General features: G+C 36.6%; 19 protein-coding genes. 5 read left to right on the forward strand and 14 right to left on the reverse strand.

Annotated elements, in window-relative coordinates; all coding sequences use genetic code 11:
* Positions 1-30: 30 nt before the first annotated feature.
* Positions 31-1,086, reverse strand: coding sequence for a DNA polymerase beta superfamily protein (locus tag ABN099_RS01870; protein ID WP_349462011.1), 1,056 nt, complete (start codon positions 1,084-1,086; stop codon positions 31-33).
* Positions 1,070-1,819: a nucleotidyltransferase domain-containing protein gene (locus tag ABN099_RS01875; protein WP_349462012.1), complete on the reverse strand. Its 750-nt coding sequence runs from the start codon at positions 1,817-1,819 to the stop codon at positions 1,070-1,072. The genes ABN099_RS01870 and ABN099_RS01875 overlap by 17 nt, the downstream gene beginning before the upstream one ends.
* 101 nt (positions 1,820-1,920) lie before the next feature.
* On the opposite strand from ABN099_RS01875, the gene ABN099_RS01880 reads away from it, so the two are divergent.
* On the forward strand, positions 1,921-2,514 hold the full coding sequence (locus tag ABN099_RS01880; protein WP_349462013.1) for a hypothetical protein: 594 nt from the start codon (positions 1,921-1,923) through the stop codon (positions 2,512-2,514).
* 42 nt (positions 2,515-2,556) lie between these two features.
* On the opposite strand, the gene ABN099_RS01885 is transcribed toward ABN099_RS01880, so the two are convergent.
* From ABN099_RS01885 to ABN099_RS01900, 4 genes are all read right to left on the reverse strand, one after another.
* Entirely contained in the window at positions 2,557-3,396 is an 840-nt protein-coding gene (locus tag ABN099_RS01885; RefSeq protein ID WP_349462014.1) for a type II toxin-antitoxin system HipA family toxin, read from the reverse strand.
* A 59-nt stretch (positions 3,397-3,455) separates the two neighbouring features.
* Positions 3,456-3,839, reverse strand: coding sequence for a HipA N-terminal domain-containing protein (locus tag ABN099_RS01890; protein WP_349462015.1), 384 nt, complete (start codon positions 3,837-3,839; stop codon positions 3,456-3,458).
* Positions 3,840-3,852: 13 nt separating this feature from the next.
* Positions 3,853-4,413: a helix-turn-helix domain-containing protein gene (locus tag ABN099_RS01895; RefSeq protein ID WP_349462016.1), complete on the reverse strand. Its 561-nt coding sequence runs from the start codon at positions 4,411-4,413 to the stop codon at positions 3,853-3,855.
* 354 nt (positions 4,414-4,767) lie between these two features.
* Positions 4,768-6,621, reverse strand: a complete 1,854-nt coding sequence (locus ABN099_RS01900; protein WP_349462017.1) for a hypothetical protein — start codon at positions 6,619-6,621, stop codon at positions 4,768-4,770.
* Between the two features lie 538 nt (positions 6,622-7,159).
* Between ABN099_RS01900 and ABN099_RS01905 the strand changes: the two genes are divergently transcribed.
* Positions 7,160-7,390, forward strand: coding sequence for a hypothetical protein (locus ABN099_RS01905; protein ID WP_349462018.1), 231 nt, complete (start codon positions 7,160-7,162; stop codon positions 7,388-7,390).
* A 326-nt stretch (positions 7,391-7,716) separates the two neighbouring features.
* Here the strand turns inward: ABN099_RS01905 and guaA are convergent, their stop codons facing one another.
* On the reverse strand, positions 7,717-9,294 hold the full coding sequence (gene guaA, locus ABN099_RS01910) for a glutamine-hydrolyzing GMP synthase (protein ID WP_349462019.1): 1,578 nt from the start codon (positions 9,292-9,294) through the stop codon (positions 7,717-7,719).
* Positions 9,295-9,405: 111 nt separating this feature from the next.
* Complete coding sequence (guaB, locus tag ABN099_RS01915; RefSeq protein ID WP_349462020.1) at positions 9,406-10,872, reverse strand: IMP dehydrogenase; 1,467 nt, start codon at positions 10,870-10,872, stop codon at positions 9,406-9,408.
* Positions 10,873-11,041: 169 nt separating this feature from the next.
* Between guaB and xseA the strand changes: the two genes are divergently transcribed.
* The gene (gene xseA / locus ABN099_RS01920) at positions 11,042-12,424 is read left to right on the forward strand and encodes an exodeoxyribonuclease VII large subunit (protein WP_349462021.1); all 1,383 of its coding nucleotides are present in this window, start codon (positions 11,042-11,044) and stop codon (positions 12,422-12,424) included.
* Between the two features lie 91 nt (positions 12,425-12,515).
* On the opposite strand, the gene ABN099_RS01925 is transcribed toward xseA, so the two are convergent.
* The 5 genes from ABN099_RS01925 to maeB form a co-directional block, all read right to left on the reverse strand.
* Positions 12,516-14,762, reverse strand: a complete 2,247-nt coding sequence (locus ABN099_RS01925) for a TonB-dependent receptor domain-containing protein (RefSeq protein ID WP_349462022.1) — start codon at positions 14,760-14,762, stop codon at positions 12,516-12,518.
* Between the two features lie 187 nt (positions 14,763-14,949).
* Positions 14,950-17,118, reverse strand: a complete 2,169-nt coding sequence (locus tag ABN099_RS01930; protein WP_349462023.1) for a S9 family peptidase — start codon at positions 17,116-17,118, stop codon at positions 14,950-14,952.
* A gap of 24 nt (positions 17,119-17,142) precedes the next feature.
* Positions 17,143-17,892: an energy transducer TonB gene (locus ABN099_RS01935; RefSeq protein ID WP_349462236.1), complete on the reverse strand. Its 750-nt coding sequence runs from the start codon at positions 17,890-17,892 to the stop codon at positions 17,143-17,145.
* A 70-nt stretch (positions 17,893-17,962) separates the two neighbouring features.
* Positions 17,963-18,841 carry a ChaN family lipoprotein gene (locus tag ABN099_RS01940; protein ID WP_349462024.1) on the reverse strand — a complete coding sequence of 293 codons (879 nt, stop codon included), beginning with the start codon at positions 18,839-18,841 and terminating at the stop codon, positions 17,963-17,965.
* A gap of 168 nt (positions 18,842-19,009) precedes the next feature.
* Positions 19,010-21,292: an NADP-dependent oxaloacetate-decarboxylating malate dehydrogenase gene (gene maeB / locus ABN099_RS01945; RefSeq protein WP_349462025.1), complete on the reverse strand. Its 2,283-nt coding sequence runs from the start codon at positions 21,290-21,292 to the stop codon at positions 19,010-19,012.
* 555 nt (positions 21,293-21,847) lie between these two features.
* Between maeB and ABN099_RS01950 the strand changes: the two genes are divergently transcribed.
* Positions 21,848-22,471, forward strand: a complete 624-nt coding sequence (locus ABN099_RS01950) for a response regulator (RefSeq protein WP_129041571.1) — start codon at positions 21,848-21,850, stop codon at positions 22,469-22,471.
* A 72-nt stretch (positions 22,472-22,543) separates the two neighbouring features.
* Here ABN099_RS01950 and ABN099_RS01955 read toward each other — a convergent pair whose 3' ends face one another.
* Positions 22,544-23,104: a hypothetical protein gene (locus ABN099_RS01955; protein ID WP_349462026.1), complete on the reverse strand. Its 561-nt coding sequence runs from the start codon at positions 23,102-23,104 to the stop codon at positions 22,544-22,546.
* Positions 23,105-23,304: 200 nt separating this feature from the next.
* On the opposite strand from ABN099_RS01955, the gene ABN099_RS01960 reads away from it, so the two are divergent.
* Entirely contained in the window at positions 23,305-23,676 is a 372-nt protein-coding gene (locus ABN099_RS01960) for an ArsC family reductase (RefSeq protein ID WP_349462027.1), read from the forward strand.
* Positions 23,677-23,681 lie beyond the last annotated feature (5 nt).

Raw genomic sequence — 23,681 nt, forward strand, 5'->3', positions numbered from 1 at the left:
ATTTTATTATTTAATACTATTTTCTGTATTTTACTTTTTATATAGCTCCTTTCTTATATTAACTAGTGCTACTTGAGCCTTTTGATAGTTAATATCTTCAGGTAATTTACTTTTATCAAATGCTTTATAAATTTTTTCGATAAGTGCTTCACTGCGTAGAAGTAACTCTTTATAGGTAAATATTCCTGCTTTTATTTCTAATAACTCATCTCGATTATCACACCACACTTTTACCTTACCTTCTTGGGCGATGCCTAAAGCAATATACAATAATCTGAAGGTATGCATCATATTTTTGCTATCATAACTACGACCGTGTTCAACATTTTGTTGATAACGAGCTTCATTGCGCAGCGCTACCCACTGCCAGTATTCATGATATTGTTTACAGTAAGCACCATATCCTTCTTTATTAAAACTCAGATAAGCTTCTAATTTTGCTGATTTAGGAATACTACTTAGCAATACATCTGTTGCTTTTTGTTTTTTTATTATGCCTTGATAATCACCTATTTCATCATGATAAACAGCATAAAGATCTTGAGCATGAATTAAATCAACTAACCCAATATTTTCCTGTTTCCAATTTCGTGTTATCAGCCAGTCATTTACAGGAATTGTTTTCCCTTTTTCTATAATGTAGCAAAAATCTAATATTGTTTTTAATTGCTTATCAACAGGGTTAACTATCTTTTTATTTAATCCCTGTGCTTTTTTAATTTGACCTTGAGCATAACGAACAAAAGTCTGCACACAGGCTTTAGATAAAAACCATTCGGGTTTTAACTCGGCAATTAACGGATGCTTATAAATAACAACCTGTTCTGGTGAGTTTAATAGCTCTAAAATATTCGGATTTGAAGCACATAATAATTCAACAAAACGACCTAGTTCGTAATAGACGATATCGTTAGTTTCGTTACTGACCTGAGGAACATAGTCTAAACCATAGAAAAGATCTGCTGGTAAATAGAATACCCCTTTAATATCCGTATCTGAGGTTTCAGTTGCAAGATTGTGTGAACGACTACCAGAAATACTCTCAAATAACAGGTAAGGTTTTATATCATCAATTGTTAGTTTCATTTAATTTTTCCCTAAACCAGTTATTTAATATTTCATTACTTGGCACTTCTCTTTTAACTAGCTGAACATCTGTTTCTTGCCATAAAAAACTGATCAGCTGTTGCATATCTTCTGATGGAGACCAAATAAAGTGTTCATCCTTGTCCGATTTAAATTCCACCAATTGCTCAATCTTCATTTGCTGTTCTTGTGTTAAGATTTTTATTAATTTATGAAGCTCCATTGGCGGGATTTCACCTGTTTTTACTGTCCAATATGCAGATAAAAGTGAACGTAATAAATAAAACCATTTTTTCAATTTTATCGTATCTTTAGTAATTCCTCCTGTTGCTTTCGCAATACCTCGGTAATGGTGCACAATCACTTTAGGCTGATAATAAAGTTTTGCTAATTCAAATAGTTCTTGTTGAGCATGAGGATATTGCTGATAAACAATAGGTGATTGTAACCATTCGAGTAAGATGCAATTGGATTTTCTTAATAAGTGTAATGCTTTTGTAATATCCCAAGCCCCTACATCAAACCAGCTATTTTCAATCCACTCAAATGTCTCTTTAGGTCTATCGATTGAGAGATAAGCATTACGAGGTTGTATATAGATACCACGCACATCATAATCGCTATCTGTTGAGGCAAATCCCCAAGCTCGGCTACCACTTTCTGCGACATAGAGCAGTTTTACCTGATACTCCTGTTCTATTTGAGGAAGTTTTTTTAAAATTTCATTATGCATGATTTCCTTATCTCCTATTTTTATTCTATTTTTAGTAACATTAGTTTTTATTTTTCAACTCGTTTTAATTTTTTAGCATACTCATTACTTAATAGGCAAATATGATTACGTTACAAGAAGCTAAAATCATTGCTCTTAACTATTGCAACCCATCATTAACTGATGAAAATTTTGTTGTCTATTTTTGTGTATTATCACCAAAACAAGATTATTGGATTATTCGTTGTAACGCTGAGCGTTATATTATCAATAAAGAACCAGAACACTGTTATGTTGGTGTTAATGCGTATTTAGTAGATGTTCAAACCGGTGAAGTTGAAATTGTTGCGAGTGGAAATAGTGTTGAGGATTTTCTGCAAGATAAATATGATTTACGACTTGCTAATGGAGACTTTTATGTTCTTTCGCCCTCGTTTACCAAGGAAAACAAGCAAGCGTTAATTCACTTTAAGCAATGGCTAGCATGTGGATATACCGAAGCCATTTGCTTACTCTCTGCTAATAATAAGTGGTTTACAGGCAATTACCGAACTTTGCAACATATACAAATACAATTAAAAGAGATAGGGATTAATACCAAGATTACTTTAATGGAAAAACCAGATAATGCAGTGGTTGTTGAGAGTAATATATGGTTTGAGAGGGATATTAAGAGGGAGTTAAATAAATATATAAATAAGTACTTCAGTGTTTAAATTAAAAGATCCTATTTACTATTAAGTATAAAAATTTAGTTCTCACAATTCCAAAGCATTCTGAATCTGAGGGCTTTCAAAAGCTGGTGTAATATATCGGATATCCTGTGCACTCATCCCTAACTCACGAGCCAAAGGACGCCATTTATCACTGATAATTTCAGCCATAACCTTAAGTGCCTCACGAGCTTCACTAGGCGAGATATTGAACAGAGGTGCTGCGTCTAATACAGCCAAAATATTAAGTTTATTACCATGTATCTCACTAATTGCGGTTTTAAGAGTACCTCCAGCTGATGGATCTGGATTGATATCATAGGCGGGGGAGAGAGCCCATCGCTCACTATTCCAGATAAAACCATGATTACGTAAATGATCATCCGTATTTTGTATCAATACAGAATATGCCATACGCGTCCAAAGTTCAGCCACATCATCACCAGCACCGTTTATTATCATCTGCTCAGCTATAGAGACATAGTTTGATGGCTCTGAACCGGAGAGTCCCATAAAAGTCTGTGCTGTAATGAAATGGATCCGATGTGGTTCCTCTGCCTCTTCGTAATAGCGATCAAAACGCTTGATTAACGCTATTGGAAATTGCCCAGAGACAACGAATGGCTCCGCTTGAGAAACTGTCATTCCTATCTCTTCAGCAAGACGAAGCGCGAGTACTTCACTACGTGCCATATCGTACTCATCACCCATTTTTGGTAGCTTTGCAATCCAAAGCTCCTGATTTTCATCGCGTACATTCACTTTTGGTCGTGCCCCACCTAATGAGCCTGCTGCATCGATCAGCATCTGTCCACCAAGGAGATTTGCTCTATTTTCACGATAATGAACTGGGTCTGCTTCAAAGGCTCGAGCCTCATTAACCATCGCTTCCAGTTCGATAAGGCGCGGTATTGAGAAGGCATTTTCACCTGTACGTGGTTGAGCTAAAGGTAATGCTCCCGGTGTATTGGTGTATTACTCTCATAAAAACGAAGCGCGCCTGAACGTAAAAAATCATCGACCCCGATCAGATATTCAAAATCATTCATAACACGCCCACCATTTGCGGCGCGCATAATAGCCCGTCCCCAAGAATCAGGAGTGCTGTCGGCGATAGGCATTACAAGAGGGGATGAATTTCCTTGAAGAGTAGCCGATGCAAGTATATGACTGCGTGGCATGAAGGGGGAGAGATCAAAGCCATCTGGATTTTCAATCCAGCTATTCGCATAAGTGAAAACAGAGTTTTGACGTCTTCCGTCAATATTGAAATCCAATTGCCCAACTAACTCTTCATCATCCATCCAAACATAAAGTCTTTGACTCATATAACGTCTCTTATTATGAACTAGAAGAATCTCGCGTAGCTTTCAAGCGAGAGAGAAGAGATGATGCATGCCCTGATGGACTGACTACCAACGTTTTTTGATCATTCATCCTCTTTATTTCCACACCAGATTGCGAAGATTTCTTGATTGGTATCATACCTGGTGCTCGTTTCCCTACTTTTTTATTAACATCCTTTGCAGATTCATTATATTTAATCTTTAATGTTTTGTGAGGTAGACTTGTTCCCCTAATAACATTTTCACGCAGTATAGATAAACCAATATCGTCATTACGCATATCAATCAGATTACTCAGCAGATCGAGCTTTCCAAGAATAGTAAGCACCATTGCAAGAGTATTAAGTGAGACACCGGCACCCTTTCCGCTCTCAAGTCTATGTAGAGTAGAGCGTGAGATCCCAGCCGATTTAGCAAATCGCTCTGCGGAGATACCTCTCACACGACGAGCAAATTCAATATCCTTACCGAGTTTAGCTAAGGCAATTTCCGTTGATGGTCGCACAACAGACCCTTTTGTCTTTTGGAGTTTACTCACATAAGTATCTTCGGTCATAGTTACCTCATTTAAGCATGTCTCATCTATGATACATATAATCATAGCATTGGGGATATAACCCTTTCAAGATATGACAAATTTATTCGTTATTTATCTCATCTGTGAGTCATTATTCTTTTCTCACTTTTAAAGTGATAAAGGCTTTCACTATATTCAGATAGGGTACTCTTTAGAATACTGGAAGGAATTTTTTCGCTATATTCTTTGCACACCATCATTTTTCTAGTTATTACCAACCATAGAAAACAAAAAAGCCACCAGTAACTTACTGATGGCTCTTGGTTTTTTAACCTTTATCAACCAAGACGGATAGCTGTTAGGTTGCCCACTCGAATATTAATGAAAATTTCATTAATAAACTTGCTTAGGTTTAATAATAAAAACAGGAAGACCATCCGAACCAATGTATGATGAAGCACCAGATTCTTTGGCTTTAGTGGCTCTTTTTTCCGTAGCTTCGTCTTTTTCGTACTGTATTGGGTCAAGTACTTTTAGTATTTGTTTTTTTATTTTGTCTGATAATTCAATATATCTATTAAGACCAACAGGGATAATCACATTTTTTTCATCGAGGTGAACACCAAAAACTTTAATATAAAAATCGATATCTCGTAGAACTTCATATGCTGATGATTGATCTAATCTCCAAAATCGTTTTGATGATGTAAGTTCTTTCACCTTATTCTTATTAAATTTTCCGTTATGGTATGAATCAATGAGCTCTTCAAGTTCAATATCTATATGCATAAGAGGCATAATGACATTATCCTCTAGAGAAGATATTGGTACATTTTTAATAATTAGTTGATTATATACACGAATAGCATATGCCAAAATTTGATTATCTTCATTAAAACGTTGATAATCAATTGGAGTTGATGAACCACGATTGAAACAGGTCGTGAAAAAAGGCATATCACAGAAATCACCAAATGAGCTTAAATTCCTTCTAATAATCGCTAACAATTTTGTCATTTTGTTATGTTGTACTGTTTCTAGCGTAACTGATGATATAGCTAATATTATGCAAGATAATTGCATGATCTGATCACTAGAAGCACCTATTTTTTCTAATTCTTCAATATAACTAATAAACTCTTGGCGTATTTGTTCATGTGCATTAGATATTATTCTATTAAGAACTTTTTTATCACAAGTTTTATTAGCCCTTTCCATAGTAGTATTTAAAAGATTTAAATCAAACTGTTCAAATTCTCCTATACAATTATGCAAATACAGTAACGATGAATTGATATCATTATTTGAAGCAATATGAGGAAATTGTTTAATTGCCACATTTAAATTTCTTATTCTTCTTAATACTTCCGGATTATTCTCTTTTATTAGTTTAATATCTATCATCTTAAATACATTTATAAACTCTTTGGAAGAATCTGTTTCCTTAAAAGAGTCAATATTTTCTTCTACTTGATTTGGAGAAATTAAAAAACTATCCATTAAAAAAATAACCTCTTCATAATTTGGAATAATTAAATCTTTAAAACTATATTTTTTTAGTGCATTTCTTAAAATTCCACCTGCCTTAATAATAGTTATAACTTTAGGCATCAACTGCTCTTCACCCAATGCTAAGAAATCAATTTTAATGTCATTAATTATTTTTTTATTTATATCATCGTTATATGAAAAGGATTTCCATCCTTTATTTGAAGCCAAATTATTTTTAATATCTCCACATGTCCCTCTAGGGATAACATGGGATAGCTTTCTACGAATAAAAGCCTCGACATCAATACTATTTGACTTTATTGCAATTTTTGTATCTTTACTACTGCATAGGATCTCAATCAACCACTCCTTAAGTGTATGTAAAACAGATGTACTATCAACCCTATTATCTAACTTATTGATAGATGTTATTATAAATGGTATAAAAAAATAACTAATAAAAGCGATCCTGTTTTTTCGCTCACTTGATGGCTCCATTGCTAAAGGAGCGAGATATGTATTAAATTCTTTCATTACATCTTGAAATACTCCCATCGTATGCCCCATATAAAGCCATAAATCATTATTTCCTTCTGATAGCGCTGTAGTTATAAGTGAGCATTTTTCCTTAAAAAGTTCATTCTGTTTTAAAAATTCAGAACGACTATCAATAGATATTCTTTTAGAACTCTCCAACTGTAAATCCAATAAATTAAAAACATAATCAGCAATTTGAGCAGTGTTTGGAATCAACATTATTTTTTCCTTCAAATAAATTTCGGTTATCTCAATAAGTTTCAAACTAGTTATTTTCCGTGATTAATTTAAGCAATCGATTTTTCTTCTAGTTGAACCTAATTTTGTCAGTATCGTTACTTTTCGTTCAGGGAAACACGCTTCATTAGCCATTCCTCATACTCGGATTAATTTTTCAGTACGGATGACAACTATGATGATGCAGAGAGATCTTGCTAGAAATTAATTGTTATTACAAATGATACTGGCTCGAACAAAAGTGGGGGAGATTTAAAAAGAACATCTCGACATACTAAATATAGGATGAGCGAAGGATATTAAGGTGCAAAGGTTTTACTGCATAGTAAGGAAGACACCTGAAATATTACAGTCATTCCCAAAGAATAGGCAATCTGCAAAAAAGATTATAATTAGGATTGGTAGTAAATATATTTCTAACCTCCGTAATCAATACAGCTTGCTTCCTAAAAAATATAAAATTTATTACATTTCGGGTCATATAACAAATGCTCCTAATTACATAAATTAAGGTAACACTATGACTAACAAAGACAAGTGGTGCATGCCACTTAAGAGAAAAAATAAGCCAACTATCTTCGGTGGTGCTGCAAGAAATGTGAGAATTGCTGAATCTGGAGGTATGGATAATATTGTCTCAAACGCAGTGCAATTTGCTCTTAATAGGGCAAATTTACTCTCAGGTTCAATTGAAAACATAGAGCCCCCATCAACCCCAACTGATAAAGATGACTCTATTCATCTTCATTAAAGATAAACCATAGTTAGGTGATATATGACACGTTTTAGAGTTAATTATACATACCGTAAGCCAAATTCAAATTCAAAATGCTCTTCAAGTAAAATAGTGAGTTGCTTAACTGGAATAGAGGCTATGATTATAATTAAAAGCCATCACTTTGGTTATATTATTGAATTCAAAAATATAAGCTTAGTTAAGTAATATATGTAGCTGATATTATTTTCCGAGCCTTAATGTAAATTAAGGCTCTTTTTATGCATAAAAAAAGCCACCAGTAACATACTGATGGCTCTTGTTTTTTTAACCTTTATCAACTATTGCTGATAAACGGTATTTTATTCCCACTCAATTGTCGCAGGCGGTTTTCCACTGATATCATACACGACCCTTGAAATGCCACTGACCTCATTAATTATGCGGTTAGATACTCTTCCTAGGAAATCGTATGGTAGATGTGCCCAGTGTGCGGTCATAAAGTCTACGGTTTCAACCGCGCGTAATGAAACAACCCAGTCGTATTTACGACCATCGCCCATTACACCAACTGAACGTACTGGTAAAAACACAGTGAATGCTTGGCTAACTTTATTGTATAAGTCAGCTTTATGCAGCTCTTCGATAAAAATCGCATCAGCACGACGCAGTAAATCGCAATACTCTTTCTTCACTTCACCCAATACACGCACGCCTAAACCTGGTCCTGGGAATGGATGACGATAAAGCATGTCGTAGGGTAAACCTAGCTCTAAGCCAATTTTACGGACTTCATCTTTAAACAGCTCTTTTAATGGCTCAACTAAACCCAGTTTCATATCATCTGGTAAGCCACCCACATTATGGTGTGATTTAATCACATGGGCTTTACCTGTTGCAGATGCTGCCGATTCAATCACATCTGGGTAAATAGTTCCTTGTGCTAACCATTTAACTTCTGGCTGTTTAACGGCTTCTTCATCGAAAATTTCAATAAAGGAATGACCAATAATCTTACGTTTTTTCTCTGGGTCATTCTCGCCTTTCAGCGCAGTTAAGAAACGGTTTTCAGCTTCAACATGGATAATATTAAGGTCAAATTTACCTTTAAACATAGCCATAACTTGCTCTGCTTCGTTAAGGCGCAGCAAACCATTATCAACAAATACACAAGTTAAGCGTTTACCAATTGCACGATTTAGTAGCAGTGCAGTAACTGATGAATCTACACCACCAGAAAGTGCTAAAATAACGTGGTCATCACCGATTTGCGCTTTTAAACGAGCAACGGTATCTTCGATAATCGCAGCTGAAGTCCACAGTGCATCACAACCACAAATATCTAATACAAAACGTTTTAAAATTTCTAAACCTTGGTGAGTGTGAGTCACTTCAGGGTGAAACTGAACACCATAAAAACGTTTTTCTTCATTTGCCATAATAGCAAATGGGCAAGTTTCAGTACTTGCTACAGTAACGAAGTCTGATGGAATAGCGGTAACTTTATCGCCATGGCTCATCCATACATCTAATAATGGTGTACCATCTTCACTAACAGAATCTTGAATACCACGGAATAATTCGCAGGTTTCACGGATTTCAACTTGTGAATAACCAAATTCACGCTCACCAGAAACTTCAACTGATCCGCCTAATTGCATAGACATTGTCTGCATACCGTAACAGATACCTAAGACAGGAATACCCGCATTAAATACATATTCTGGTGCACGAGGGCTGTTATCTTCTGTAGTACTTTCAGGACCACCAGACAGAATAATACCATTAGGATTAAATTCACGAATTTGCTCTTCTGTAACATCCCATGCCCAGAGTTCACAATAAACACCGATTTCACGAATACGACGAGCAATAAGCTGCGTATATTGTGAACCGAAATCAAGGATAAGAATGCGATGATTATGGATATTTGCTGTCATTTGTGGTGAATTCCAAAACAGATAAAGTCATTAATTTGAAAGGCTTGTGTCTATACAGTGATATTTACTGCTGTAAACGATGCAAACAACACAAACCTTTCTCGAAATATATTACATGCCTAAGCGATAATTAGGTGATTCTTTTGTGATGGTAACATCATGAACATGGCTTTCCTGAATACCAGCACCACTGATGCGAACAAATTCGGCTTTAGTATTCAGCTCTTTAATCGTTGCACAACCCGTTAAGCCCATACATGAACGTAAACCACCCATTTGTTGGTGAACAATGTTTTTCACCAAGCCTTTATAAGCAACACGGCCTTCGATACCTTCAGGAACCAGTTTATCCGCTGCGTTATCAGTTTGGAAATAACGGTCTGATGAACCTTTAGACATCGCACCTAAAGAACCCATACCTCGGTAAGATTTATATGAGCGTCCTTGGAATAATTCGATTTCACCTGGAGATTCTTCGGTGCCCGCAAACATTGAACCCACCATAACACACGCGGCACCAGCGGCTAATGCTTTAGCAATATCACCAGAAAAACGAATGCCACCATCAGCAATAACGGGGATATTACGATCTTTCAATGCTTCAACCGCATCTGCAATAGCCGTAATTTGTGGTACACCTACGCCAGTTACGATACGTGTAGTACAAATTGAACCAGGACCAATACCGACTTTAACCGCACTTACGCCCGCATCAGCTAATGCTAAAGCACCTTCTGCTGTTGCAACGTTACCGCCAATAATAGGTAAGTTAGGATATAACGCACGAGTATCACGAATACGTTGTAAGACACCTTCTGAATGACCATGAGAGGAATCGATAAGTAATACATCGACGCCAGCAGCAACTAATGCAGCTACACGCTCTTCATTACCAGCACCGGCACCAACAGCAGCACCAACACGTAAACGACCGTGTTCGTCTTTACACGCGTTAGGTTTACGCTCTGCTTTTTTGAAATCTTTTGCGGTTATCATGCCTTGAAGATGGAAGCTGTCATCAACGACTAACGCTTTCTCAACACGTTTTTCATGCATTTTTTGCATAACAATATCACGTGCTTCACCCTCTTTTACTGTTACTAAACGCTCTTTTGGCGTCATCACCGCAGTGACTGGTTGCTCTAGGTCTGTAACAAAGCGAACATCACGACCAGTAATAATACCTAGCAGCTCATTATCTTCGGTTACCACAGGATAACCCGCAAAGCCATTGCGTAATGTCATTTCGTGTACTTCACGTAATGAAGTTTCAGGCGTTACAGTGATAGGATCGGTAACAACTCCACTTTCATGTTTTTTCACACGACGCACTTCTTCAGCTTGGCGTTCGATAGACATATTTTTGTGGATAAAACCAATTCCACCTTCTTGAGCTAATGCGATAGCTAAAGATGCTTCAGTCACAGTATCCATTGCAGCAGAAAGCATAGGTACATTTAGGCGGATTGTTTCAGTCAGTTGAGTAGACAAGTCGGCAGTATTAGGAAGAACAGTGGAGTGTGCAGGAACTAACAAAACATCATCAAATGTAAGTGCTTCTTTTTTAATTCGTAACATAGCAATATCTCACCAAGGCGGCTTTTAGGAAATAGAAAATATTGCCGCGGAATTATACACACCGTAATCGGTTGCTTCTAGCTTTTTTTCAAAGTTTTTATTGATCCTGCCACGAACTTAGGTAGTATCAATCAATTAAGTCTTTGTTTTAAAATTTGATCTGGCTCACATGACACTACCGATAAACAATAATATTTTTACTGTTAGCCGTCTAAATAAGACCGTTCGCCAGTTATTAGAAATGGAAATGGGTCGCATTTGGATCAGCGCTGAAGTTTCCAATTTTACTCAACCTGCTTCAGGGCACTGGTATTTCACATTGAAAGATACCCATGCTCAAATTAGAGCAGCGATGTTTCGTGGGCAAAATAGCAAAGTGACGTTTCGACCTCAGCATGGTCAACAAGTTTTAGTACGAGCCACTATTACCTTGTATGAACCGAGAGGCGATTACCAACTGATTGTAGAAAGTATGCAACCCGCTGGTGATGGTTTATTACAACAGCAATTTGAGTTATTAAAACAGAAACTCAGTGCTGAAGGTTTATTTGATGCCCTGCATAAAAAACCATTACCAACACCAGCAAAACAGATTGGTGTTATTACTTCATCAACTGGCGCTGCGCTACACGATATTTTGCATATTCTTCGTCGTCGTGATCCCTCTTTGCCTGTACTTATCTACCCTACTGCGGTGCAAGGTGCTGAAGCACCAATGCAAATTGTTCATGCCATTGAGTTAGCAAACCGCCGTAAAGAGTGTGATGTTTTAATTGTGGGTCGTGGCGGTGGTTCCTTAGAAGATCTCTGGGCATTTAATGATGAACGCGTTGCTCGTGCTATTTTTGCCAGTGAAATTCCTATTGTAAGTGCTGTTGGTCATGAAACTGATGTCACTATTGCTGATTTTGTTGCCGATTTAAGAGCGCCAACCCCTTCAGCTGCCGCTGAGTTAATCAGCCGTAATAAACTTGAGTTATTACGCCAGTTGCAATCTCAGCAACAACGCCTTGAAATGGCAATGGATTACTATTTAGCGAAAAAATTACGCGCTATCACACAAATACATCATCGATTACAACAGCAACATCCTCATTTACGTCTTGCTCGTCAGCAAAATGTATTAGCGTCCACACAACAGCGTTTAGTTTCTAGTTTTCAGCGGCTATTGCAAGCGAAGCAACATCAACAAACACAACTACAAAAACGCCTTAATTACCAAGAGCCTAGTTCACAAATTCAAGCATTACTTCGTCAACAACAACAGTTGATTTACCGTATGCGAGAAAGTATTTCACAACAGTTATCTCGTCAACGTGAACAGTTTGCTATTAGCTGTTCTCGTTTAGAAAGTGTGAGCCCTCTCGCAACACTTTCTCGCGGTTACAGTATTAGTGAAACAGAGTCTGGAGAAGTGCTGAAAAATACGAAACAGGTGAAAGTGGGCGATCCATTGAAAACTCGCGTTGAAGATGGTTGGATAACCAGTGAAGTAATAAAAACACAAAAAATCAGAACAAAACGAAAAACCACAAGCAAAACTGGCGAATAACACAATAAAATGAATATTTAGTACAAAAGCTAACGGCATCTTAATGATGCCGTTTTTGTTAATTTTTTATTTAGAATATGACTATAAAATATTAAAACCGAATTTCACCACCAAAGAGATAGCTTCTTCCACGAGCAGTTTGTTTGTCAGATCCTTGTTCAAACATATCCGGAGCTGAATTACTTCTGTCTAATGGATTAGAATAGTTTTTATTCATTAAATTTTGCACTGAGAATTTCAGTGAAATATTTTTGTTCACACGATAATTACCATAAAGATCAATTACTGTTGGAATTTTCCCGTGCTCTTCCATTGGGATTTTACCTGTGTCAGGATCCATACCACTTGGGGATGCTTTACGCGTTTTACCCGTCAATTGAATAATGGTTCCTAATTCTAATGATCGGTCGTCAAATAATCGAACACCTGCATCAATAGTGGCATAATATTTCGGTAATTCAGATGCTGGGTTTTGACCAAATGAAGCAGAGGCAAGAGAAGTAGGTTGTGCTGTTCGTTCATTGCTATAAGAGATTGTTGTATAAAAAACACCAGCATCATAATTAGCTTGTAATTCATAACCTCTCATAGCAACCGGATCAATACTGTTACTAAATAGATTAATATTGCCGTCATATTCTATACCGGCGTAGTCTCCTAATGTTAATTTGCCATCATCTTTACAACGGATCCCACCTTTACACACCAAATAAGAGTCACTAGAAATATAGTTTTTAATTTTTGTATGATACCAAAGTGCTTTTAAATAAAAGTTATCTCCTTCAATAAATAAATCGGGGCGATAGCTATTGAAACCGATTTGGAAAGTATCCGCTTTTTCACTTTTTAAAAATGGATTCATTGAAGCACCACCTTCATTGGCAAAGAAGATCTCTTGTGAAGTTGGCGCTCTCATGGTGTGTGCATAGCTTACAAACGGTTGAAATTCCGGAATAATTTCAGCTGCGATTAGCATTCCCGGATCCCAATTCCTATCATGACGATCCAGATTAAATTCACCTTCAGGGAAACATGCCGCATTAGGATCACAAGCAGGTTTACGCCCCTTTATATTGTAATCAACATAGTTCAAATTAAGATCAAGCGTATAAATATCATACTCAAATTTCATTTGAGAGAAGAAACTGGTTAAATTGTTTTTTCCTTGAGGCGCAAAAACATTATATTCAACCATATTTTTTGCCTGCCAAGGATCTATTGATGGTGCTATAACACTGCGCTTATATTCCGTTGACATTAATTTAGAACCTAATGTTAATGCTATATCTAATTCACCATAATTAAAATGGCTGGTATTTTTAGCAACCAGTGAATTAGAGATATTTTTTGCCGTCGCATTACGTAAACTCATTAAAGAGTCGCCTTCAAATTTTTGCGATGCATTACTACGGCTTAATAAAACCTCACTATCAAAGAGATCATTTAATGGTGTGTAGCGATATTTAGCATAATAATCTTTACTGTCGATATCTCGACGATTAAATTTATTCTGATAAAAACGAGCATTTAACTCTAATTTATGAGAGTCATTAGGCGTAATATTAATTTTCATCAATTCTGAATGAGGTCGTTGATTGAACTCTTTTCTTGTAGCAAACTCTTCACTATTAAATCCCGCACCATTTTTGTATGAAGATTCAATTTTATGTCCACTTAAAGCAAGTATGGCACCTATATTACCATCATCACTAAATAAAGAACGTTGCCCTGCAAAAGCAACCATGCCGTTATAACCTAGCCCATTAGTCCCACCAGCCGCTTTACTTCTTACCCCCCAAGAGTGATTTTCAAATAAAACATCTTCAACGCCAATGGTTTTAAAATTAGCGCTACCTGCTAAAGCATTAATACTATTTTCTCCATCCTGTTGACCACGAGAAATATCAATTTGGATAATAAAATTAGGATCAACCATATTGTTAAATTGGTTATATGGCTGACCACCATGAGAAAATTGACTTGGCGATGTGCTATATAATGTTTGAGTAACACCATCAACCATCATATTGACACGACCAAAACCACTAAGACCACGAATATTGACACTAACACCCGGTTGACTCACATCCATTTGAGTATACGTTCCAGGGGTTGAGCGTAATGCTTGTTCAACAGATTCAAGATTATTAATTTCACCAATAGCGCTATAAGCGCCTGGTTTAGTTAATGCTTTTTGTTCTGGTGTCTCTTTTTGTTGTGCAGATGAAACTTTTAAGCTACCAAATTGTACCGGTTTATTATCTTCAGCGGCAATTGCCATAGTATTAATACCTGAGAGTATAATAAACGTATTAATTATTTTCCTTGTATATCTCATAATAAGCCCATTCTTTATTTTTATTTAAATAATAGACTCACGTTGCTTTAATATAGAATAAAATAGTCCATATTTTATATGGTATCATTTATTATTAGCATTATTATTATTATAGTTATTTTAAAAAACAGACAAAAAACTGTCTCTTTAAAATAAGAGACAGTTTGCAAGATAATTATTTAATAATTTACTTTATATTTTGTGCTTTAAAATAAACGTCTGGTTTTTCTAGCATCAGAATAAAGGCATATTCTTTTGCTGTATCGCGTAAGCGGTTAAATCTGCCTGATTTACCACCATGACCTGCGCGCATATCAGTATCTAGCAATAATAAGTTATTATCTGTTTTTAATTCACGTAATTTAGCAACCCATTTAGCTGGCTCAAAATATTGCACTTGTGAATCATGTAATCCTGTCGTAACTAATAGATGAGGATATGCTTGCGCGGTAACATTATCGTATGGGCTATAAGATTTTAAGCGCAAATAAACCGCTTTATCTGCAGGATTACCCCACTCTTCATATTCACCGGTTGTTAATGGAATAGAAGCATCAAGCATAGTTGTCAATACATCAACAAAAGGCACTTGTGCAACAACACCGCGGTATAGTTCTGGCGCCATATTCACAACGGCTCCCATTAATAAACCACCCGCACTACCTCCCATCGCATAAACATGGTTAGCAGCGCCATATCCTTCTTCAACGAGGTATTTAGTTGCATCAATAAAGTCAGTAAAGCTATTAACTTTATGTTCCATTTTACCTTGGTTATACCAGCGTTTACCTAATTCACCCCCCCCTCGCACATGAACAATGGCATAGACAAAACCTCTGTCTAATAAGCTTAAGCGTGGCGAGCTAAATGAAGGATCAATGCTACTGCCATAAGAACCATAGCCATAAATTAAGATAGGATTTTCAGCATTAATAAAGAGGTCTTTTCGATAAACTAATGAAACAGGTACTTCTACACCATCACGTGCTTTTACCCAAATACGTTGGCTCTCATATAAATCACGTTCAAAACCTTTTACTTCTTGCTGTTTGAGTAACTGTTTTTGATGCGTTTGCATATTCCACTGATAAGTAGAAGATGGCGTTGTCATTGAAGTATAACCAAAGCGCAGCTCTTCACTGTCCGCTTGTGGGTTAAAGCCTAACCATGCCATATAAACAGGATCATCAAAGGTAACTTTTGTTGATTCACCTGTTTTCCAATCAATTTGGCGTAATGACACTAAGCCTTGTTGACGCTCTTCAAGCACTAACCAGCGATTAAATAAATCAAACCCTTCAAGATCGACCTCTTTTTGAGGAGCAATCACTGTTTGCCAAGGTTGATCAATAGATGCTGTTTTATATAAGCCAAACAATTCACTTTCATGATTAGAACGAATATAGAATTCACCTTTAAAGTGATCAATATCGTATTCACGTCCTTCTTGGCGCGCAGAGAATATCACCATCGGTTTTTCTGGTGCATTAGCATCAATTAAACGATATTCAGACGTTGTAGAACTTTCGATAGAAACTAGGATGTAATCTTCTGACTTACTTTTACCCATCCATGTATAGAAGCGATCATCACTCTCTTCAAAGATCTTGACATCTTTTGCACGCGCTGTGCCATATTGATGACGATAGATTTGATAAGGCAATAATGTTTGTGGATCTTTATCTACATAAAATAGGGTATTACTATCATTTGCCCACACTACGTTTGCTGAAATATCGGTTAATACGTTCTCTTTCCACTCTTTATCAGCAAGATCTTTATAAGCAACCGTATAATTTCTACGACCTTCTTTATCTTCAGCAATAGCAATACGCTTGTTATCTGGGCTAATCGTTAAATCGCCAAGTTGATAAAATTCATGCCCTTTAGCGCGTTCATTTCCATCAATAAGAACTTCCCAATTATCTTTATCACCAATAGGTTTACGTTGATAAATAGGGAAGTCTTTTCCTTCTTGATAGATAGTACGATAAGTATATCCGTTATAATCATAAGGTACGGATTCATCGTTTTGCGCCATACGACTTACCATTTCAGTAAAGAGCGTCTCTTCAAGCGCTTTTCCCTCTTTCATTACTGATTCGGTATAGGCATTCTCTGCATTTAAATAATCTAAAACGTGAGGATCTTTTCGCGCATCATCTCTTAACCAATAGTAATTATCTGTACGCGTATCCCCATATTCAGTCATAACATGCGGTATTTTATTCGCTTTTGGTGGCATTGTTATAGCGTCCTTCTGAGTTTGAGCCATTGCAGGTGTTGCTGTGATTAAAAGAGCCATCATGGCACCTGTTAATCTCATCGTCACCGTTTTTCTTGTCACTGATAACATTCTTATTTCCTTTTCAATCCTTGGTTATAGAGCCAGTGTAGAAAACTCAATCGACATCTCAACTGTAATTTTACCCCTAAATAATAATGCTTCAGGAGGTATAGGAAGGGGCTGAGCTCGTTTGAGTACTCTTTGTGCTTCTCGGTCTAAAGAACGAACACCACTGCTATTGATTAATTCACTTGATACAATAAATCCTTGCTCATCCACCACAAATCGCACTTTAGGTATTCCTATTCTGCCTTTGCTTTTTGCCTCTTCAGGATAAGCTTTATAACGGTTTAAATGCCCTTTAGTTTTCGCTTGCCATAATGCTAATGCATCCGCCTCTTTATCTGAATCGCTATCATAGTTTGCAGAAACATCATTAGATTGCTGTTTAGCAACAGAGCGGCTACTTGATGGCGCTGATTGACTAGACACATTCTCGCTAATTATAGGTGATGGTTTAGTTGGTGAAGTCGTTGGATTTATTTTAGCTGTTTGCTCTATATTTACTGTTTTTTTCGGTTTTTCGATCAGAATATCGGCATTTTCATTAATCGCAAGATTGGGTTGCTTTTCAGCAATCTCCTGCTCAACTCTCTTTTGACTAGCAACAGCAAGTTGTTGATCAATGCCAATCACCTGTTTTTCTTCACTAAGCGCTTGAATATTTTCACTAAGAGTCATCATAACAGCTAATTCAGGTTCTTGTATTAACGTAGTTTTATCGTAATAAAGATAAAAATAGCCAATAACTAAAGCCAGATGAACGCTAATTGCCAATATCACCGCTTTATAATTAAAAAACTGTAGTCTTGGCATTTGATCAAGATAAGAGGAAATAAGCATAGATGTAATATCAACGAGACTGAGTGAATGCGGCTGGAGTTATCCAAAGGTAATCAGCATGTGCCGAAGTTATATCACTCCCCTCTTCAGCCATTATCACTACAGTAATTTTTTCATTTGGTGCTAAATCAGCAATATGTAAAGGCACACCCATCACTTTTGTCGCATGGAAAGAGCCTGCGATGAGTAAAGCAGGAGGAGGCGCGGCTAATAAACGCTCAGCCATTGTGCGATCACGCAATTGTTGGATAAGCATCATCTTTTCATATTGCGTTTTTTCGAGTGTATTACCATGTGAAACTTGGATAGTTTCTTGAATTAGCTGACGTACAAGTGGTGCTGTTGAATATTGTCCTTCAATGACTGGCGGGTTTTTATAAGCTTGAGAGATGGCTTCTTGGTCAATATTTGCGGCTAACAGAGGATAATCGGCACTAAGCCCTTCTTTAACAATATTGCCATACCATTCCCATCGCCAACCCGTATTCCACTTCAATGCCGCCATTAAGCGTTCATCACGTAAATAGTGATCTGCTGAATAACGTTTTTTAATATTATCAACTAGAATTTGTTGGCTTGGTGTCAGCATCTCTAGTAATACCGCACCTTGTTGCCGTTTTTGAGCTAACTGCGTCATTAGCCATAATTCAATATCATGATGATAAGTGTTATCGTGCTTTTCACCAATGATAACTCGCGATTGATTCGCTAATTCAGTCAATAATGCATCTGCTGTGAGCAATTTGCCATTATGTGTATTAATGATTTTTGCTGAATTAATAACTTCAGTATTTATTGTTGCTTTAGGTGGTTTTGCTAATGAACTACAAGCAGACAAAGCAACTAACACCATTAATGGTAAAATTTTTTTTGTTATTGAAAAAAGCATGATAACCCTTGCTAGTTATATTTACTTAACACAGAAGTAATCAGGGTAATATCATTACTAATGATTATCAATATCATTCTCATTTTAATTTGCATTTATTGCATTTATATATGCAAAAATAAAGCGCCAAAGATAAGGCGCTTTTTAGTAGAATTACTGTCGTTAATATTAAGCCTGAGATTGAACTTGTGCTTCAACCACTGCTAACGCAACCATATTAACAATACGACGTACTGATGCAATTGGCGTAAGAATATGTGCTGGTTTAGCAATACCCATTAGAACAGGTCCTACGGTTACACCATCAGAGCTAGTTACACGTAATAAGTTATAGCTAATACGTGCGGCTTCCATGGTTGGCATAACCAATAAGTTTGCCGAACCTTTTAAGGTGCTATCGGGCATAATATCACGGCGAATAGAGTCAACTAATGCCGCATCAGCATGCATCTCTCCATCAATTTCTAATTCAGGCGCACGTTGCTTAATTATCTCTAGTGCTTTTCTAAGTTTAATTGATGATGGGCTATCAAATGAGCCGAAACTTGAACGTGAAACTAACGCGGCTTTAGGTTCAATACCAAAACGACGAATAGTATCAGCTGCCATTATCGTGATATCAGCTAGCTGTTCTGCTGTTGGATCTTCATTAACGTATGTGTCTGTAATAAAGGTGTTTCCACTTGGTAATAACAGCGCGTTCATTGCCCCTGCTGTTTCCATGCCTTCACGTAAGCCAAATACGTTTTTATACACTTCAAAGTGTTCTGCATAGCTACCAACCGTACCGCAGATAAGGCCATCAGCCTCGCCTCTGCGCACCATAATGGCACCAATAAGTGTTGGATTACCAATCATTGCGCGACGTGCTTGTTCTTGTGAAACACCACGACGTTTCATAATTTGATGATATTCTTGCCAGTACTCTTTAAAGCGTGGATCGTTTTCGTTATTGACCACTTCAAAATCTTTACCCGCTTGAATATGCAGTCCTAGTTTTTGGATCCGCATTTCAATCACACTAGGACGACCAATAAGAATTGGCGTTGCTAGTCCTAATGTTACCAACTCTTGAGTTGCATGTAATACGCGGTTCTCTTCACCTTCTGCAAGTACAATGCGTTTTTTCTCTTTTTTCGCTTGAGAAAATATTGGCTTCATAAACAAGTTGGTTTTATAGACAAACTCATTGAGATGCTCAATATAAGCAGCAAAATCTTTGATGGGTCGAGTTGCAACACCTGAGTCCATTGCCGCTTTTGCAACAGCAGGTGCAATTTTTACGATTAAGCGAGGATCAAATGGTTTTGGAATAATATACTCAGGACCAAATGATAGCTCTTGATCACCATAAGCAGATGCCACTTCTTCGTTTTGTTCCGCTAATGCCAATTCAGCAATAGCATGCACACATGCCAGTTTCATCTCTTCATTTATTGCCGTTGCACCTACATCTAATGCACCACGGAAAATAAATGGGAAGCAAAGCACATTATTAACCTGATTTGGGTAGTCAGAACGTCCCGTACAAATAATGGCATCAGAGCGAACCGCTTTTGCTAATGGTGGAAGAATTTCAGGTTCAGGGTTTGCCAGCGCTAAAATAAGAGGATCGCGCGCCATTTTTTTAACCATTTCTTGTGTTAATACACCAGGACCTGAACAACCCAAGAAGATATCTGCATTATTAATAACATCGTCTAATGTACGACTGCCATTATCTTCGACTGCATAAGCCGCTTTGGTTTCTGCCATATTGGCTTCACGACCACGGTAAATAACCCCTTTAGAGTCACAAACAACAATATTTTCGCGTTTTAACCCCAAGGCAACCAATAAATTCATACATGCGATAGATGCCGCACCCGCACCTGAAACAACAAGCCTAACTTTACCAATCTCTTTACGAATGATACGTAAGCCATTAAGAATAGCGGCTGTAGAGATAATAGCAGTACCGTGCTGGTCATCATGAAAGACTGGAATTTTCATTCTTTCGCGAAGTTTTTGTTCAATATAAAAACACTCTGGTGCTTTAATATCTTCTAAGTTGATACCACCAAAAGTCGGTTCTAATGATGCAACAATATCAATTAATTTATCAGGATCTGTTTCATTAACTTCAATATCAAAGACATCAATACCAGAAAACTTCTTAAACAAAACGCCTTTACCTTCCATAACTGGCTTGCCAGCTAATGCACCAATATTACCTAAGCCAAGTACTGCTGTACCATTTGAGATAACACCGACAAGGTTACCTTTAGCAGTATAACGATATGCAGCCAAAGGGTCGGCGGCAATTTCCAAACAAGGTGCAGCAACACCTGGCGAATAAGCCAATGCTAAATCACGTTGTGTTATCAGTGGCTTGGTTGGTGTCACTGTGATTTTACCGGGAACGGGAAATTCATGAAAATCTAATGCGCTTTGTTTTAATTTGTCTTCCATCTTCATATCCTTTGTATCAATAGGGTAAGGGCTTCGTTAGTATAATGGTAATAGAGCGTTAAATCATGACAACACCGACACTTTTTTCAAATTAGTAAACAAGATTTATTATAAACAACTAATACCTCATTCTAGGTATATTATTAACTCAATTTAATTTCATCATTGTAATAAACTCGAACAGAAAAAAGACAATGTCTGTTTATTATTTATCAGTTACTAAATTAATAATTCAAATAATTATTTACTTTATATTGTTTTATAAACCAATAACTATTTTCACTTGTTTATTAATTTTAGAATAGAAAATCTTATCTTAACTCATTGTATTCATTTCCAATTCATAGTATTAGAACTTTTGTTAGTCGTTTTGGTTATTTTCTTTTTTACCCGTAACAATAATTGGTGTAATATTGCCAACCGTCAATTTTATTTTCTTATTGTTTTAATAAGATGTCTGATTCTATTTTTTATTCCTCATTTGGAATTTGTTTTATTTATTTTCTGCTTTTAGAAAGATTACGCACATTTTTATTTTTTTTAGGGAGAGGGGTTATGCCTAGCTACTCAATTATGATAGTGGATGATCACCCTGTCATGAGATATGGATTACGGCTATTGTTAGAAAAGGACAAGGAGTTTGTTGTAGTAAGCGAAAGTGGCAACGCAAAAGAAGCAATAACCACCGCACAGCAGTTAAATCCAGACCTTATTATGATGGACTTAAATCTTCAAGGGCGTTCTGGTATTGATATTATCCGAACTTTACGTCGTGCAGGTTTAACATCGTATGTTTTAGTTTTATCGGTCTCTGATGCTCGTAGTGATGTTTATGCTGCTTTGGATGCAGGCGCAAACGGTTATCTTTTAAAAGAGTGTGAGATTGATATGCTGCTATTAAGTCTACGTAAAGCAGTAGTTGGACATCCTGTTTATAGTGAACGTGTTTGGCAATATATTCAGTTACGACAAAACTATTCTGATCCACTATCAGCATTAACAAAAAGAGAGCTGGATGTACTTCATGAAGTTTCTGGGGGCATGAAAAACAAACAGATTGCTGAAAATTTGTTTATTTCTGAAGAGACGGTCAAAGTACATATTCGTAATATTTTAAAAAAGCTACAGGTAACATCGCGTTTAGCGGCAAGCCTTATTTTAATTAAGCATCAACATTAATGTATCTACCCCGACATAAAGTCGGGGTAATATTTGTAATACCGAGGTATGAGTTGAATGAAATTTCATCACTTATTCAATCGGAACAGGATAACTCAATACTTTAAAGTGCTCACCTGGTAGCTTTTCAATTTTTAATTGATAAAGCTCTCGATTAATACCATTAATAACAATGTCCAGTTCACTAAATGCTGATTGGATTTCTGAATTATTTGCCCAAGAAGGTATTCCTTTTACGCCATAATAGAAATAGATCGTGCTTTTCCCTGAATCAAGTGGTTCTATTTCTTTGATTTGACTAATAAAAAGGTGTCCATAACAGAAATCTTGGTATGGTTGCCAAGCTTTACGACCTTTATCGCTAAGGTTAAATACCCACTCTTCACCATTAGATGTTTGTTCAATTAAACCCGCTTCCATTAAAGCATGCATTCTTTCTAATACCCAAGGTGCATCATCTTCATTGCTATAAACGGGCCATTTCCCCTCACCTAAACATAACAAATAATCACTGTTGAAAAATGCCTGTAGGGCTATTTTATACTCATCAACTTTTTTGCTGTCTTCATCTTCATTAGCCCAGCTAAAAGTTGAAAGTAAAAGCAATATAAGACTCAGTGAAATGCTTTTCATATTTTCTTTTACCAACGGAAATCTTTATTTCTATTACTCTACGTTACACAATTCGCTACACTACTAGGACAGGTTAATATCCGATATATTTTATAATGTAAATAGGATTTTTCACTACAGCAAAACCTGTTATTTTGGAATTGTATAACACTCATTCTATTTGATACCGATATTACGTATTGTCATATAAGGAAAATATCATGTCCACTACAAACCCGACATATACTATGTACGGCATAAAAAATTGCGATACCATCAAAAAAGCAATCAAATGGCTGGACGAAAATAACATTCCTTATGTTTTTCATGATTACCGCAAAGACGGTTTGACGAAAGCATTATTACGCAGCTTTACAGAAAATATAGATTGGCAGACACTTGTTAATAAAAGAGGAACCACTTGGCGTCAGTTATCTGATGATGAAAAAAATGCAATTACTGATGCAACATCTGCTATCACCCTGATGTTAGATAACCCAGCAGTAATAAAACGCCCTGTCCTTGTTGCCTCTGATAACCGTTTTCTTGTTGGTTTTAATACCAATGATTACATCAATTTTACAGGAGCCTAATTTCT

It is taken from the genome of Proteus hauseri (assembly GCF_040139125.1).
In the GTDB taxonomy this organism is placed as follows: Bacteria; Pseudomonadota; Gammaproteobacteria; order Enterobacterales; family Enterobacteriaceae; genus Proteus; species Proteus hauseri_B.